This is a genomic window from Streptomyces zaehneri (genome assembly GCF_032248645.1).
In the GTDB taxonomy this organism is placed as follows: domain Bacteria; phylum Actinomycetota; class Actinomycetes; order Streptomycetales; family Streptomycetaceae; genus Streptomyces; species Streptomyces coriariae.
In genome coordinates this window covers 92112-106225 of record NZ_JASTTJ010000009.1, presented here as the reverse complement: position 1 = coordinate 106225, position 14114 = coordinate 92112, and the positions used below count along the sequence as shown (strand labels likewise).

Here is a 14114-nt window from a genome sequence, read left to right as displayed (position 1 = left end):
GCTCGGGCTCCGGAACAGGTGCCGGTACAGGTTCCGGTGCCGGGTCCGCGACGGGTGACGGGGCAGGAGCGGGGGCACCCTACGGGTCCGGGACGGCTTCCGGGTCCGGGACGGCGTCCGCTCACGGGTCCGGGTCCGGGTCCGGCTCGGCTTACGGGTCCGGGGCAGCGGCCGGGGCCGACCCCGGGGCCGTGAGTGGCGGCTCCGGGACCGGGTACCACTCCGCGGAGGGCACGCGGGAGCCGTCGGGCGCCGCGGGGCCGGAGGCCGGTGCGGTCTCGGGTACGGCTGCCGCCTCCGCCACCACCGCTCCCGCACCCGCAGCCGCCCCGGCCCATGCCTCCGGCGCCGTCTCCGGTACGGCGGGGGCGAACGCGTCGGCACCCACCTCGCCCCACACCACACCTGAGCCTTCGACCCAGGCCGCCGCCCCGGCCGCCGACGACGACTACGACCCGGACGACGAGGACACCACGGAAACTCCCCTGCCGGTCATCCCGCCGGAGGACGGCACCGCCGCTCCGTCAGGCGCACCGGCCTCCGCGCAAGCACACGCCCACGCTCACGCCCCCGACCAGACCGCCCCCACCACACCCGTGCCGGCGGCCGCGCCCGCGCCCGCCCTCGGCGACACGATGGCCGCCCGCGCCCGCTCCCTCCTGGTCCCCGTCACCGACGCGGAGCCGCGCCCCGCCGCGCCCCCGTCCGTGGCCCCGGTCCTGCCGGGCAGGCCGGTCGCGGACCGACCGCAGGTACGCGCGCCCGGACCCGTCCAGGGCGAGCAGTACGGCGTCGCGTGCCCCTGGTGCGCCACCCCCAACAACCCCGACCGGCACTTCTGCGTCCGCTGCGCGATGCCCATGACGCTGGAGGACCGCTCCTCGCTCCGCCTCCCCTGGTGGCGCCGCCTGTTCAGCCGCAACGGCGCGTCCCCCTGGGCCGGCGACCGGCCGCGCCTGCGCCGTACGTTCGACCGCATCCTCAGCTGGGTGGTGGCGGCGGTCGTCCTCACCCTCGTGATCATCGCGGCGATGAACACACCGGAGGCGATCCAGGCCACCCGCGACCACTTCGCCAAGCGCGCGCCGGTCGCCCCGGACTCGTTCGCGGCCTCGCGCTCCTACCCGGGGCACAAGCCGGAGCTGGCCTTCGACAAGATCAACAACAGCTGGTGGGGTCCCGGCGTCTCGCAGTCGGGCGAGGGCGAGTGGATCGAGGCCCGCTTCGACGAGCCGACCCGCCTGCTGGACCTGATCATCACCTCGGGCACGTCGGTCCGTCCCGACCAGCTCAACCAGTCGGCCCTCCCGCACCGCATCAAGGCGACGATCACCCTGAAGGACGGCAAGACGACGACCCGGGAGATCACCCTGGACCAGAGCTCGGGCGGCCAGCGGCGCGCCTTCCGCGTGGGCGAGGTCACCAAGGTCCGCTTCACGATCGAGTCGTCGTACATGGCGTCCGGGAGCAAGCAGGTGTCGATAGCCGAGATCGAGTTCTTCGGCCGTTCGAGCGCCAACTCGACCTGACGGCTTGACGGCTTGACGGCCTGACGGCCTGACGGCCTGACCTGGCGGTTTCAGGGCCCTGGTCGGCCGGGAGGAAGGTCTCCCGGCCGACCAGGGCCCTTCCTCTCGGGATGTACTTGCGTAAGTCAAGCAAGCTATTTATAGTTGCCTGAGTTAAGCAAGCTAGTTCACCCGCTGTGGAAGGAACCGCCGTGAAGTCGCTGACCTCCTTCGCCCGCTTCGTGGTCTTCGGCGGCGGCACCGGAGTCCTCTCCAGCCTGGCCGTCCCGCTGCTGGCGGTGCTGATGCCGTGGACCCTGTCGAACGCGCTGGTCACCATCGCCTCGACGGTCCTGTGCACCGAACTCCACGCCCGGTACACCTTCCGCACCGGCCGCCGCGCGGGCCTGCGCCGGCACTGGCAGTCGGCGGGTTCGGCGGCGGCCGCCTACGCGGCGACCTCCGTGGCCGTTTTCGCCCTCCACGCGATCCAGCCGACCCCCGGCCTGCTCACCGAGCAGCTCGTCTACCTCTCGGCCTCGGGCCTCGCCGGCACAGGCCGCTTCGTGATCCTGCGCCTCTTCGTCTTCGCGACAGGCGCCGACCACGAGACGGCGAAGACGGCGAAGACGACCGGCGCGGTGCACACGGTGAACCCGCCGAGCATGCCGAAGGCGGCGAAGACGGCCGGCACGCACCAGCCGGCCGACGTGACGACGCTCCCCCGCCCCCGGCGGACGCCGGTCAGCACCGGCGGGCTCACGGCGGCGCTCAGCCCGAGCTGACCGGGGCGCGGGCCCGCACGCCCTCACCGCGAGGGCCGGCGCGCCTGCCTGGCTTCGCGGTCCAGGGCCCAGGCGTCCGCCACCGGGCCGAGGTGCCCGAGCTTGTCGGGGTTGATCACCAGCCGGACCGCCCGGATCCGCCCGTGGAGCACGTCGAGCGCCAGGGTGTGGAGCACCCTGCCGTCCCGGTCGCGGAAGATCGCGCCGGGCTGGCCGTTGATCTCGTGCGGCTCGAAGGTCACGTCGATCCGGGCCACCAGGACACAGGCGGTGGCGAGCACCCGGGCCACGTTCTCGGCGCCGATGACGGCCCTGGCCAGCTGCGGGGCCTTGCCGCCGCCGTCGCCGACCATCGCCACGTCGGCGGCGAGCAGCTTCCGCAGGCCGGCGACGTCGCCTTCGCGGAGGGCGTCGAAGAATCCGGACGCCAGTTCCTCCCGCTCCCTGCGGTCCGCCGCGAAGCGTGGCCGGCCCTCGGCCATGTGGCGCCGGGCCCGCACCACGAGCTGGCGGCACGCCGCCTCCGAACGCCCCACGGCCGCCGCGACCTCGGGGAAACCGAACGCGAACACCTCCCGCAGCACGAAGACCGCCCGTTCGAGCGGGCTGAGCCGCTCGAGGAGCAGCAGGGCCGCCACCGACACCGAGTCGGCCAGTTCCGCCGACCGCGCCGGATCCTCGTAGGGGTCGCTGAGCAGTGGCTCGGGAAGCCAGTCCCCGACGTACTCCTCCCGCCGGACGCGGGCCGAGCGCAGCACGTCGATCGAGAGCCGGGTCACCACGGCCGAGAGGAAGGCCTTGGCCGACCTGGGCCGGGTCGGGGAGGCCTCGAAGCGCAGCCAGGCGTCCTGGACGACGTCCTCGGCCTCACCGACGCCGCCGAGGATCCGGTAGGCGATCGAGAACAGCAGCGGCCGCAGCTCCTGGAACTCCTCGGTCCTGCCCATCCCGGCTCCTCCGTGACATCACCCACGCGATCAGAGGCCGAAGCGGCCCCACGCGACGAACGCGGCGCAGGCGAGATAGACCAGGTTGAGCACCACCGGTCCGGACTCGCCCAGGCGTCCGTGGGTCATCATCGCGCCGGCCATCAGCAAGATCCAGCAGACGGCGGTCACCGGCACCAGAACCGGCGCGACACCGAGCGCGCCAGGCAGGATCAGGCCTGCCGCGGCCAGCAGTTCCAGGACACCGAGCGTCTTGACGAAGGCGACGCCGACGTCGGCGGTCCATCCTCCACCGGGGGCGGCGGCCAGCGTCTCCTTGGGCACGAACGTCTTGGTGACCCCACCGGCCAGGGCCACAGCGGCCAGCAGTCCGGCGACGATCCACAGCGCGAGGTCCATCGTCCACTCCTTGATCGGGGCTTGCCCTCCCTGCACCCCGTAGGACGAGACAGCGGCCCCCGCCTGTGACATCCGCCCCCGGCGAGTGCCACGAAGGCCTCACGCGCCGGACGGACCGCCCTCCACCCACCCGTCCACCGGCACATCCGCCGTGATGTCCACCGGCACGCCCACCGGCACATCCATCGGCACGTCCACCGGCATCTCCGCGTGGGCGACGAAGTCGTCGACGAGGCGGTTGAAGAGGGTGGCGAGCCGCCGCAGATCGTCCGGCGTCCAGTCGGCCAGCGCGAGGGTCATGCCCTGGCGGCCGACGTCCCGAACCCGGCCGATCGCGACCCGGCCCGCGTCGGTGAGCTGGATGAGCTGGGCCCGCCGGTCCTCCGGGTCGGGGAAGCGGACCACGAGGCCGGACTTCTCCAACTGCCGTAGCTGCCGCGTGACATGGGAGGCCTCCACGGACAGCCGCACGGCGAGCATCCCGGGGCGCAGCGGGTCGCTCTCGGCGAGATGGCGCAGGATCGCCACGGCGGCCCGGTCCAGCGGAAGTCCGGCGTTCGCCATCAGCCGGTCGTGCCAACGGGCGCGGGTCGCCAGATAGGTGATGCGGGTGAGTGCCTGCTCCACGGCGATCACATCTTCTGGCACGGACGTTGCGGGCGGCGGTATCGGCATCCTTTCACCGTACAGATACTTGCCTGACTCAAGCAAGGTGAGATCGTTGCTTGACTTAAGTAAGTCGCTATGGTTGCCTAACTCAAGCAACTAAGAGCACCGACCAAGGGCACCCACGAGCCACCGGAGCGTCTCCCATGCCGCACGCCACCATCACCCCCGCCCGCAAGCACCGCGTCCGCCGCCCGACACCCGTCCGCGTCCGCGTCCGCGCCGGTGGCGCTGCCGGTTCCCGCGCCGGTGCCGTACGTCCGGCCTCCGCTCCCGTCCGGACGGTCATGCCGCTCTGGCAGGCGCTCCTCCCCGACGGCGCCGCGACCACGGTCGGAGCCCGTCCGTGACCACCCACCTGACGCTCGCCTTCCTCCTCCTCGCCGCCGCGGCCGGCGCCTGCGCCCTGGTCACCGCCTGGCACGGCTGGGGCCACCGCACCGGCTGACCCGCCGCCCGTCCGCAACAGGAACCCCTCCCATGCGCTCCCAGCCCCCGTCGCAGTCCCCCTCGCCGCCTCCCGCCCAGCCCGCCAGAGTCGGATCCCCGGGCTTCCCCTTCGCCGGCGGTCATCCCCGGTCCTCCGACGCGGTCCTCGCCGCCGCCCTGTTCGCCTGTTCGTTCCCGGGCAGCGTGATCACCTTCCCCGGCCAGGACCTGAGCGTCCCCTGGTGGCCCGGTGTGGTGCTGGCCGGCGCCTCCTGCGCGGCACTGATCCGGCGCCGCGACCGCCCCCGCGGCACGGTCGTCGTGACCCTCGCCTGCGCCGTGGCCGCCTCCGCGCTCGGATATCTGCTCACGGTGCTGCTGCTGGCGCCGCTCATGGCCGCGCTGTACTCGCTCGCCGTCTCCACCGACCGCAGGACCGCCAACACCTTCGCCTTCACCGGCATCGCCCTGCTGGTCGGCGTCGGTCTGCCGTCCGGGCCGCCCGGCGAACCGCTGGTGCTCAAGCTGCTCGGCCCGGCCGCCTGGCTGCTGCTGCCCACCGCGCTGGGGACGGTGACCCGGCTGCGCGCCGCCTATCTGGACGCCGTCCAGGCCCGCGCCGAGCACGCCGAGCGCACCCGGGAGGAGGAGACCCGCCGCCGGGTCGCCGAGGAGCGCATGCGCATCGCCCGTGATCTGCACGACGTCGTCGCCCACCATCTGGTCCTGGCCGGGCTCCAGGCCGGCGCGGTGGCCCGGCATCTCCCGGCCCGACCCGAGGAGGCCGCCCGTCTCACCGCCGACCTGACCGGCACCACCGCCTCGGCCCTGCGCGAACTCAAGTCCACCGTCGGCCTGTTGCGCCGAGCGGGCACGGGCGACGCCGACGAGCCGACGCATCCCGGGGAGCACGTGCGGCACGTACCGGAGCCCGGGTCGGGGGGATCCACCCCCGGGCTCGCCCAACTCCCGCGGCTGGCCGCGTCCTTCGAGGGGGCGGGGCTCGAGGTCACGCTCCACACCGAGGGCGAGCCCGCTCCGATCACCGCCGGCGCGGAGCTCACGGCGTACCGGATCGTGCAGGAGGCCCTCACCAACGTCACGAAGCACGCCGGTGCCCGTACGGCGGCGGTACGCCTCGTCTACGCGGACGACCGGCTGACGGTGGCGGTCACGGACGACGGCGCCACGCACCCGAAGGTCCCGGTCTCCGCGGGCGGCGGCTACGGCCTCATCGGCATGCGGGAGCGGGCCCGCTCGGCGGGCGGGCGGGTCCGTACGGGTCACCGACCCGGCGGGGGCTTCGAGGTCGTCGCCGAACTGCCCCTGGGCACGCGGAAAACGAACGAGTCCCACCCCGTCTGACACGGGATGGGACTCGTTTCACATGGAGCGCCGGGCAGGCCTTGCACCTGCATTTCCCCGCAGGAAGCGGGGCGTCTTTCCTTGGACGACCAACGCAAGAGTTCGTTCACCGTTTGTCCTTCGGTGACCGGCTCAAGATCAAGCTTACCCCATCTCGGGGGTGCTCTTGATTATGTACATCGTCAGGCCGGACGCCCCCTCAGGCGACGTCGCCGACCTTCAACTCGGGTCCGACGACCAGGGTGACGACGCCCGGGGCGGCCGAGGCGTCGGCGGTGGCCGTCCGGCCGGGCAGCCGGGAGGCGAGGACGGCGGCCTGGCTGTCGAGGCCGGTCGGATAGGTGACGGTCGTCCTGGCCACCGTCTTGGAAGCGTTGCCCGTGCCGGTGACGGTGTATCCGGCGTCCTTCAGCTTCTGCGCGACGGCGGCGGCGCGGCCGGAGACCCCCGTGCCGTTGAGCACCTGGACCCGCACACTGGAGGCGTACACCACGTTCTTCTTCGCCGCCTCCAACTGCGGCTTGGTGACCTCCTTGTCCTTGGCCAGGGACGTGAACAGGTCGGCGGCCTGCGGGTACTGCCAGACCACGTTGGCCTTGTCGGTGGGCTGGTCGGCCTCCCGCCCGTAGTTGGGCACGGTGAGGAAGCTCAGCCGGTCGCTCGGTATCCCCTTGAGCTCGTCGGCGAGCCCGTACAGCGGCTTGATGCCCGCCATGTCGGGGTCGGTGGTGAGCGACTTGGTGACCGACTGGAGGAAGCCGTACATGGCGTCGGGGCTCGTGAGCTTGGACTTGGCCTTCTTGGCCAGCGCGTCCATGAACTCCTGCTGGCGTCCGATGCGCCCGATGTCGGACCCGTCGCCCACGCTGTAGCGGACCCGGACGTAGCCGAGCGCCTTCTCGCCCTTGACGGTCTGGCAGCCGGCCTCCATGTCCAGATGGGACTTCTCGTCGTGGATGGCCTGCTTCGGGCAGACCTCGATGCCCTCCAGCGCGTCGACCATGCCCTTGAAGCCGGAGAAGTCGACCGACATGAAGTGGTCTATGCGCAGACCGGTGTTGGCCTCGACGGTCTTGATGCTGCACGCGGCGGCCTCGCCGACCTTGCCGTTGCTGCCGCCGAGCGCGAACGCCTCGTTGATCTTGAAGTGGTGCGGGGAGGACGAACTGCCGTCGCCCTTCTCGCAACTGGGTATCTGCACCCACGAGTCGCGGGGGAAGGACACGACCGCGGCCCACTTACGATCGGCCGGGATGTGCAGCACCATCAGCGTGTCGGACTGCATGGTGGTCAGGTCCTTGCCGTACTTGGCGTTGGCGCCGTCGCGGCTGTCGGATCCGACGATCATGATGTTCTTCGAGCCGGGGCTGAGGTTCTCGGGCCGGTTCTCGCCCAGCTTGTCGTCCACGTCGGCGGAGTTGATGTTGTTGTTCAGGTCGTTGTAGACCCAGGCCCCGACCCCGCCCACCGCGAGGACGACGACGGACGTGACGCCCGCGCCCCACGCGAGGATCCGCCCCCGCCTCGTGAGCCGCGTCCTGCCGGGTCCACCCGGCCTGCCACCGGGCCCGCCGGTCCTGCCCCTGCTGCCGCGGCCGGCCGCCTCCACCGGAGTACGCCCACGCCTCCTCGTCCCGCTCACCGGCGCTCGCTCCTCCGCCTCGGCTGTCTTCACCCCGTACACCGTGCTCGGATCGTCGGCGCTGGTCACCGCCGAACGTCGGAACCCTACACGCGTGCAGGAATACGTCTGAAAAGCACAGATGACTCAGGAGACTCACAGAGCCACCCAAGGGTTGCCCCCGCGGTGCATCACCGCGGGGGCGTCGGAGACCGACGGACGGACGGAAGGACGTGCGGCGGTCCGGTCGGTCAGAAGAGGTACGACTACGGCGCGTTGATCAGGTCGACCGGCGGGACCGAGACCGTGCGGGCGCCGTCGGTGCCGCCCAGGACGACCTTGCGCAGGGAGACGTTGTTCTTGGTGTCGGTCTCCTGGAGGCGGTTCGCCGGGTTGGCGACCACCTGGATGTAGTAGGTGCCGTTCGGCAGGCCGGTGATGTCGAAGGACTGGCCGGGACGGTACTGGGTGTACGTGTCACCGGAACCGACGTCGAGGACCTCCCGCACCGAGATGGAGTTCTGCTGACCGCAGGCGGTCGACAGATCGGTGTTGTACGGGTGCCAGTTGGCGTTCTTCACCGTGTAGTCGATGGCGTCGGTGTTGGCGAGGCAGAACGCCTCCTTGCCGCTCTTGACGATCTCCTTCTGGTCGGCGGCGAGCAGCCGGTAGCTGGCGAAGTCGGTGAAGTGCCAGTGCTCGTGGCCGATGCGCGGGTCCCATTCCATGGTTCCGGCGGGTGCGTAGCCGACCTGCTTGCCCTTGGCGTCGTAGAAGTACTGGTACGAGTCCATCAGGTCCGCGCCCGGCTTGCGGAAGCCGTCCACGACGAGCGGCGCGGGGCCGGCGTTCCAGACGTTGGCGCTGAAGGCGAGGTAGTCCTTGCCGGCCACGTCGCCGTCCTCGCCGTCGGTGACCGCGATGTCCCAGGCGGGGAGCGAACGCAGGTCCGGCTTGGGCACGTTGGCCGGTACGCCCGCGCGCCCGGTGGGCCGCTTGGTGGCGGACTTCAGCGCGGGCGCGACCCGGGAGCCGTCGGTGTGACCGGAGCCGTCACCAAGGTGATGGGCGAGACCGCGGGCCTCCAGGGCGTGCGAGAGCGCGGAGGGCGTGGGGGCGTCGGCGCCACGGGGCCCGTAGTGATGACCGCCCCCCATGCCGGCCATGCCTTCCATGCCTTCCATGCCCGCCATGTCGTGCGACGAGCCATGGCCGCCACCGGTGGCGGCGCTGTGGGCGGTGAGGCCGGCCCCGCCGCCCCCTCCTGCTCCGCCTTCCCCGCCGTCGCTGATCTCCCGGACGGTCAGCGCGATGGTCGGCCGGTCGTCGGGGATGCCGAACAGGTCGCGGTACTTCTTGGCCACCCCGACCTTGACGGTGTACTCACCCGCGGCCAGGTCGAGCGGCCTGTCGTAGTCGAAGGCGGAGGTGTTGGCCGCCCAGCCCTTCTCCACGCCCCAGACGGAGCCGAGCGTGAAGGGGTTGGTGGAGCAGCTCTCCGGATAGTGCGAGGTGGCCGGGGCGTCCGGACGCAGCCGGCCGGAGGCGTTGTTCAGGCAGAAGTTGCTCTTGCTCTTCTGCACCTCCACCCCGGCCGCGTTCCTGATGGAGACCTCCAGGAAGTCCGGGAGGCCGCTGAAGTCCTTGACGAGCCCGGCGGGCAGCGTCTTCGTCGTCACCTTCGACCCGTTGCGCAGGATCTGCTGGGCGACGATCGGGTCCTTGTACGACTTACGGGTCACCTTCAGCTCCAGCGGAGCGTTGTCGACGGTGACGTACGTACCGAGGTCGAGGTAGACCCCGGAGTTCCCCTCGTACCGGTCGGCGGTCACGGCCTTCGACGCGGCGACGAGCTTGAGCTTCGGCGTCCCGGCCGGGCTCGCGGGCGCGGCCCCGGCGCCGGGAGCGGACCCGGCGACGGCGGCCACGACGGTGAGCGCGGCCCCGGCGGCGAACGCCGCGCGCCTCAGGCCCTTGCGGTCTTGCGATCTGGTCATCGGTTCCTCGTCTGCGAGTGCCATGGTCAGTGGCATCGGACTGGACAGCTCGGATCTCCGGCCGGGTCCGACACACCCCCACGGACTCCGGCCAGAGCTTTGAGCAACCTGTGAGAGAGGTAAATGGCGTGCCAGGGTTGCCTGTTGGGCGAGAAACCGACCGAAGAGTGTCAGAGGTCGAAGAGCGTCAGAGGTTGTAGCGGGGCTTCAGGTGGTGCCAGAAGTCTCGGAGCATCCACTTGTCGAAGTCCCGGTCCCGTCCCCGGTCCGGGTGGTTCCGTGGCGGGTTCGGGGTGGGGGAGGCGGCCGCGGCTCCATCATGAGCCGGTGTTTCGCTTCCTTCGCTCCCTTCGCTCCCCTCGGGCGCCGCTGACCGCGCTCCTCGTCGCCTGTGCCCTGCTCGCCGGGCCCGCCTGCGTACCCGTCGGCCGGGGGGTCGGTGCGCCGCCCGGGGCCTTCGGGGCGTACGTCGGGTACGACGACGCCGGTGTGCGGCGGATCGCGGGGCTCGACGGGTGGCTCGGGGCGGCCACGCCCCGGGTCGGGCACGCGTATCTGCCGGGCGACCGGTGGAGCAACATCGAGGGGGCGCCCGGGTATCTGGAGTACTGGGCGCGGTGGCGGCAGGAGCGCGCCGACCGGATGTTCGTGCTCAACGTGCCGATGCTCGAGCGCACCGAGGAACATGTGCCCGACCAGGTCGTGCGGGACGAGCTGCGGGCGGGGGCGCGCGGGGCCTACGACGAGCACTTCCGGGTGCTGGCCAGGCGGCTGGTCGCGCTCGGGGTGCCCGATGCCGTGCTGGTGGTGGGGTGGGAGATGAACGGGATCACCTACACGCACCGGTGCGGGCCCGACCCGCGGGCCTGGAAGCGGTACTGGGCGCGGATCGTCGACGCCGTGCGGTCCGTGGACGGAGGGCAGCGGTTCCGGTTCGAGTTCACGCCCAGTCGCGGGCTGGACGCCGTCCCCTGGAACGAGTGCTATCCCGGCGACCGGTACGTCGACGTCATCGGGATGGACGCCTACGACCAGCCGCACGGCATGTCCTTCGAGGAACAGGTCGCCGAGCCGTACGGCCTCGCCGCGCACGTGCGGTTCGCGCGGGCGCACGGCAAGCCGGTCTCGTATCCGGAGTGGGGGCTGTACCGCAACGGCGACAACCCGGAGTACGTGCGGGGCATGCTGACCTGGTTCACCGAGCACCGGCCGCTGTACCAGACCATCAGCGACTACTGCCCGCACGGCGTGTGGCGGTGCTCCGGCAATCCACGGTCGTCGGCCGTGTACCGGGCGCTGGTCGGGGGGCCGTTCGGCTGAACCCGGCCGCCACGCGGGCCGCGTGCCGCTTCCGACCACCCCACCGGTCTGATGATCCCAAGATGGGACGAGAACACCACGCGCGCCTCCCACGAACGCGGGCGCGCTTCCGTGGCGCGACCGGGGCAGCCCTGTCCGCCCTCCTGCTGCTCGCGCTCGCCTCCGCGCCCGCGGGAGCCGGTACCGACGGGGCCCGCGGCGACGAGGTTCGCGGCGACAGGGCCCACGGCAACGACTTCCAAAGCGACGGGTTCCGCGGCGACGGCTTTCACGGCGACGGGTTCCGCAAGGAGGCCGCCCGTGCCGTCCGCGCGCACGAGCGGGCACGCGAGCGGGTCGACCGGTTGCGCGAGTCCGACGCCTCGCCCACGGAGGTCAAGGACGCCGAACGCCGCCGCAAGGCCGTCCGCGCCGGGCTGTGGGACCTGCTGTGGGCCACCGGGAGGAACTCCGGCGATCCGGTGGCCGTCGACCCGGACGGCCAGGACAGCCGCTGTCCGTTCGGTGACCGGAGCCGGCCGCCCGAGCGGCGCGCGCACCCCTGGACGGCCCCGACCCGCCGCTACTGGCTCTCCGCGGGCTACGCCGCCAAGGGTTCCCGCTGGGCCCACCGGCACACCGGCCAGGACTTCGCCGTGGACTCCGGCAGCCCCGTGTACGCCGTCGGCTCCGGCACCGTCCGCGCCACGACCTGCGGCGACGGCTTCGGCAACCAGGTCGTGATCCGTCACCGCGACGGCTACTTCACGCAGTACGCCCACCTCTCGCGCATCGACGTGCGCAAGGGCGGGCGCGTGACGGCCGGTCAGCGCATCGGCCTCTCCGGCGCGACCGGCAACGTCACCGGACCGCATCTGCACTTCGAGGTGCGGATCACCCCGTACGTCGGCTCCGCGGTGCCGCCCCTGCCCTGGCTGCGCCGGAAGGACGTACAGGTGACCGGAGCGCCCGTGCTGCCCTGACCGCGGCCGACGGCCGGGAAGCGTGGCCGGGAGGCGCGACCGGGGAAGCCTGGCCGGGGATGTCCTACGTCTGCCGGGGGCGGTAGGCGGCCAGCGCCCAGATCACGAACACGTCGATGGCGATCTGGATGACCGCCCAGAACGGCGCGTACGGCAGGAACAGGAACTGGAGGATCAGGCTCAGAGAGGCCAGCGCGATGCCGCTGATCCGGGCCCACCCGGCCCACTCGCCCCCGCTGAGCAGCCCGTAGCCGGTCAGCACGGCCACGACGCCCACGATCACCAGGATCCAGCCCCAGGCGGTGAGGTTCATCTCGTAGGCGTACTCGGCGACCCGGGCGTACACGTCGTCCTCGGCGATCGCGGCGATGCCCTGGAACACGGCGAGGAAACCGCTGACGAACATGAGCACTCCGCCGAAGACGACCCCGCCGGCGACCAGTCCACCCCCCGCCGGCGGGGGCGAGCCCAGGCCCGGCGAACCGGTGCCCTGGTGGGACGGGTCCCACACCCGGGGGCCCTGCGACGGCTGGGAGTGCGGCTGATCGCTCATGGCGCCACCCCGTCTCTGTGTCGGTGTTCTGCACGGCACTGCACGCCACTGCACGGCACTGCACTGCACTGCACTGCACTGCACCGACCATCCGTCCGGACGGGGGCCGTCACCACGGGGGTGCGCCGTACGGGTGACCCGGCATGCGGACGGGCGGGACCGCCCCTTCACTGGAGGAAGGCCCGCGGGACCCCCTCAGGAGGAGACAAGATGCCACGCACCAAGGGCGTGCTGCTGACGGCGACGGTGATCTGCTGCGCCACCGTGCTCACCGGCTGCTCGGACGACGACACCCCCTCGTCGGTGTCGTCCGCGGCCAGCAAGGCCGCCTCGGCGGCCGAGTCGCTGGGCCGGGAGGCCACCGCGGCCGCGTCCTCGCTCGCCTCCGGTTTCGCCTCCGAGGCCTCGTCGGCGTTCGCGTCGGCCTCGGCGTCGGCGAGCCGCAAGCTGGACGAGATCAAGGACGGCGTCGACGTGAAGTCCGACGTGAGACTCGGCGCCCCGGACACGGACCAGGACGGCCGGGCCACGGTCGAGTTCACCGTCACCAACACCACCGACGCGTCGAAGTCCTTCGCCGTCCAGGTCGACTTCACCGACTCCGCGGGCAACCGGCTCGACACCGTCGTCGCCACCGTCTCCGACGTGGCCGCGGGCAGGACCGGCAAGGAGACGGCCCGCAGCAACCGCACACTGTCGGGCCAGGTGAAGGCAGCGGTGGCGAGGGCGGTGCGGTACTGACCGCGGTGGGCGGAACCCCGCGGGGCTCACGCCATCCGGAGGCTCACGCCATCCAGAAGAAGACGGCCGTCATCCGCTTCTCCTCCAGCGTCGTACCGGAGTAACCGGTCGCGCTGTGCACGAGGTTGGCGTTGTAGAGGAGCAGCCTGTTGTGCTTGTGGGGGACCCGTACGTCCTCCTCGAAGGCGTCCGGCGCGACGAACCGGGTGCCGAGCGCCTCGACGAGGTTGTTGTGCGGAGCCTGGACGACGTTGCCGCCGAGCCGCCCGCCGGGCAGGGACTGCCGGTAGAAACTGGTGCCGCAGTCCTTGGGGACGGCCGGGTTGAGGTACAGCACGGCCGCGTACCGGCACAGTGCCCGCGAGTCGGAGTGCGGCCGGGGAGCGCTCTCGCCCTCCCCCACCACCTGGATGCAGTTGTGGTTGAGGGTCCCGCCGCCGGGCGCCCGCTGCACCCACAGCTTCCCGGCCCCCGTCGCGTTCCTCACCAGCCGCTCCACACGCCCGAGTTCGCCGGCTTCCAGCCCCGGCATGGTGCGCAGTCCGGGCCAGCTCTCGGAGGTGTACGGATACCCCTTGACCCAGTCGTCCTTGGCGAGACACCGGTCACGGATCGCGGTGATGCCGGTTTCGGGGAAGACGTCGTCGACGACCCAGTAGTCGCGGCCCTTGGTGGGCTTGCGGTACGGAAGCACGGGGAGCGTGGCGGCAGCCCTGACGGGCTGGTGGGGCCGCTGTGGCATGGACATGCGGCGAATCTAGGTCGGGTGATCCTCATGACTCGCCCTTCCGTTCGTCCGCACTCCTCCGCGAAGTGGTCAA

The 14114-nt window shown here is 71.9% G+C and carries 14 protein-coding genes; 7 read left to right on the top strand and 7 right to left on the bottom strand.

What is annotated here, in order from left to right:
- Positions 1-191: 191 nt before the first annotated feature.
- Positions 192-1529: an NADase-type glycan-binding domain-containing protein gene (locus tag QQM72_RS17105; protein ID WP_314221741.1), complete on the top strand. Its 1338-nt coding sequence runs from the start codon at positions 192-194 to the stop codon at positions 1527-1529.
- Between the two features lie 191 nt (positions 1530-1720).
- The gene (locus QQM72_RS17100) at positions 1721-2293 is read left to right on the top strand and encodes a GtrA family protein (protein ID WP_399077528.1); all 573 of its coding nucleotides are present in this window, start codon (positions 1721-1723) and stop codon (positions 2291-2293) included.
- A gap of 23 nt (positions 2294-2316) precedes the next feature.
- Here the strand turns inward: QQM72_RS17100 and QQM72_RS17095 are convergent, their stop codons facing one another.
- The 3 genes from QQM72_RS17095 to QQM72_RS17085 all read right to left on the bottom strand — a co-directional run bounded on the left by QQM72_RS17095 (position 2317) and on the right by QQM72_RS17085 (position 4314).
- On the bottom strand, positions 2317-3240 hold the full coding sequence (locus QQM72_RS17095) for an RNA polymerase sigma-70 factor (protein WP_314221739.1): 924 nt from the start codon (positions 3238-3240) through the stop codon (positions 2317-2319).
- A gap of 30 nt (positions 3241-3270) precedes the next feature.
- Positions 3271-3639, bottom strand: coding sequence for a DoxX family protein (locus QQM72_RS17090; RefSeq protein WP_314221738.1), 369 nt, complete (start codon positions 3637-3639; stop codon positions 3271-3273).
- A 99-nt stretch (positions 3640-3738) separates the two neighbouring features.
- Positions 3739-4314, bottom strand: a complete 576-nt coding sequence (locus QQM72_RS17085; RefSeq protein WP_314221737.1) for a MarR family winged helix-turn-helix transcriptional regulator — start codon at positions 4312-4314, stop codon at positions 3739-3741.
- A 137-nt stretch (positions 4315-4451) separates the two neighbouring features.
- On the opposite strand from QQM72_RS17085, the gene QQM72_RS17080 reads away from it, so the two are divergent.
- Together QQM72_RS17080 and QQM72_RS17075 are read left to right on the top strand one after the other, a co-directional pair.
- On the top strand, positions 4452-4655 hold the full coding sequence (locus tag QQM72_RS17080; protein ID WP_314221736.1) for a hypothetical protein: 204 nt from the start codon (positions 4452-4454) through the stop codon (positions 4653-4655).
- Between the two features lie 130 nt (positions 4656-4785).
- Positions 4786-6099, top strand: coding sequence for a sensor histidine kinase (locus QQM72_RS17075; protein ID WP_314221735.1), 1314 nt, complete (start codon positions 4786-4788; stop codon positions 6097-6099).
- 199 nt (positions 6100-6298) lie between these two features.
- Here the strand turns inward: QQM72_RS17075 and QQM72_RS17070 are convergent, their stop codons facing one another.
- The gene (locus tag QQM72_RS17070) at positions 6299-7708 is read right to left on the bottom strand and encodes an LCP family protein (RefSeq protein ID WP_449657432.1); all 1410 of its coding nucleotides are present in this window, start codon (positions 7706-7708) and stop codon (positions 6299-6301) included.
- 278 nt (positions 7709-7986) lie between these two features.
- Complete coding sequence (locus QQM72_RS17065; protein WP_314221734.1) at positions 7987-9717, bottom strand: lysyl oxidase family protein; 1731 nt, start codon at positions 9715-9717, stop codon at positions 7987-7989.
- 327 nt (positions 9718-10044) lie between these two features.
- Between QQM72_RS17065 and QQM72_RS17060 the strand changes: the two genes are divergently transcribed.
- Positions 10045-11037, top strand: a complete 993-nt coding sequence (locus tag QQM72_RS17060; RefSeq protein ID WP_314221733.1) for a glycoside hydrolase family 26 protein — start codon at positions 10045-10047, stop codon at positions 11035-11037.
- Between the two features lie 62 nt (positions 11038-11099).
- Positions 11100-11999 carry a M23 family metallopeptidase gene (locus QQM72_RS17055; protein WP_314221732.1) on the top strand — a complete coding sequence of 300 codons (900 nt, stop codon included), beginning with the start codon at positions 11100-11102 and terminating at the stop codon, positions 11997-11999.
- Positions 12000-12063: 64 nt separating this feature from the next.
- Here QQM72_RS17055 and QQM72_RS17050 read toward each other — a convergent pair whose 3' ends face one another.
- Complete coding sequence (locus QQM72_RS17050; RefSeq protein WP_314221731.1) at positions 12064-12552, bottom strand: DUF7144 family membrane protein; 489 nt, start codon at positions 12550-12552, stop codon at positions 12064-12066.
- A gap of 210 nt (positions 12553-12762) precedes the next feature.
- On the opposite strand from QQM72_RS17050, the gene QQM72_RS17045 reads away from it, so the two are divergent.
- Positions 12763-13293: an FxLYD domain-containing protein gene (locus QQM72_RS17045; protein ID WP_314221730.1), complete on the top strand. Its 531-nt coding sequence runs from the start codon at positions 12763-12765 to the stop codon at positions 13291-13293.
- 43 nt (positions 13294-13336) lie between these two features.
- Here the strand turns inward: QQM72_RS17045 and QQM72_RS17040 are convergent, their stop codons facing one another.
- A complete protein-coding gene (locus QQM72_RS17040; RefSeq protein WP_314221729.1) occupies positions 13337-14041 on the bottom strand; it encodes a DUF6445 family protein in 705 nt (234 codons plus the stop codon).
- Positions 14042-14114 lie beyond the last annotated feature (73 nt).

Bases quoted from the DNA above. Each gene is read 5' to 3' on its own strand.
- QQM72_RS17095 (WP_314221739.1), bottom strand. From the start codon at position 3,240: ATGGGCAGGACCGAGGAGTTCCAGGAGCTGCGGCCGCTGCTGTTCTCG.
- QQM72_RS17090 (WP_314221738.1), bottom strand. From the start codon at position 3,639: ATGGACCTCGCGCTGTGGATCGTCGCCGGACTGCTGGCCGCTGTGGCC.
- QQM72_RS17085 (WP_314221737.1), bottom strand. From the start codon at position 4,314: ATGCCGATACCGCCGCCCGCAACGTCCGTGCCAGAAGATGTGATCGCC.
- QQM72_RS17080 (WP_314221736.1), top strand. From the start codon at position 4,452: ATGCCGCACGCCACCATCACCCCCGCCCGCAAGCACCGCGTCCGCCGC.
- QQM72_RS17075 (WP_314221735.1), top strand. From the start codon at position 4,786: ATGCGCTCCCAGCCCCCGTCGCAGTCCCCCTCGCCGCCTCCCGCCCAG.
- QQM72_RS17065 (WP_314221734.1), bottom strand. From the start codon at position 9,717: ATGACCAGATCGCAAGACCGCAAGGGCCTGAGGCGCGCGGCGTTCGCC.
- QQM72_RS17055 (WP_314221732.1), top strand. From the start codon at position 11,100: ATGGGACGAGAACACCACGCGCGCCTCCCACGAACGCGGGCGCGCTTC.
- QQM72_RS17050 (WP_314221731.1), bottom strand. From the start codon at position 12,552: ATGAGCGATCAGCCGCACTCCCAGCCGTCGCAGGGCCCCCGGGTGTGG.
- QQM72_RS17045 (WP_314221730.1), top strand. From the start codon at position 12,763: ATGCCACGCACCAAGGGCGTGCTGCTGACGGCGACGGTGATCTGCTGC.
- QQM72_RS17040 (WP_314221729.1), bottom strand. From the start codon at position 14,041: ATGTCCATGCCACAGCGGCCCCACCAGCCCGTCAGGGCTGCCGCCACG.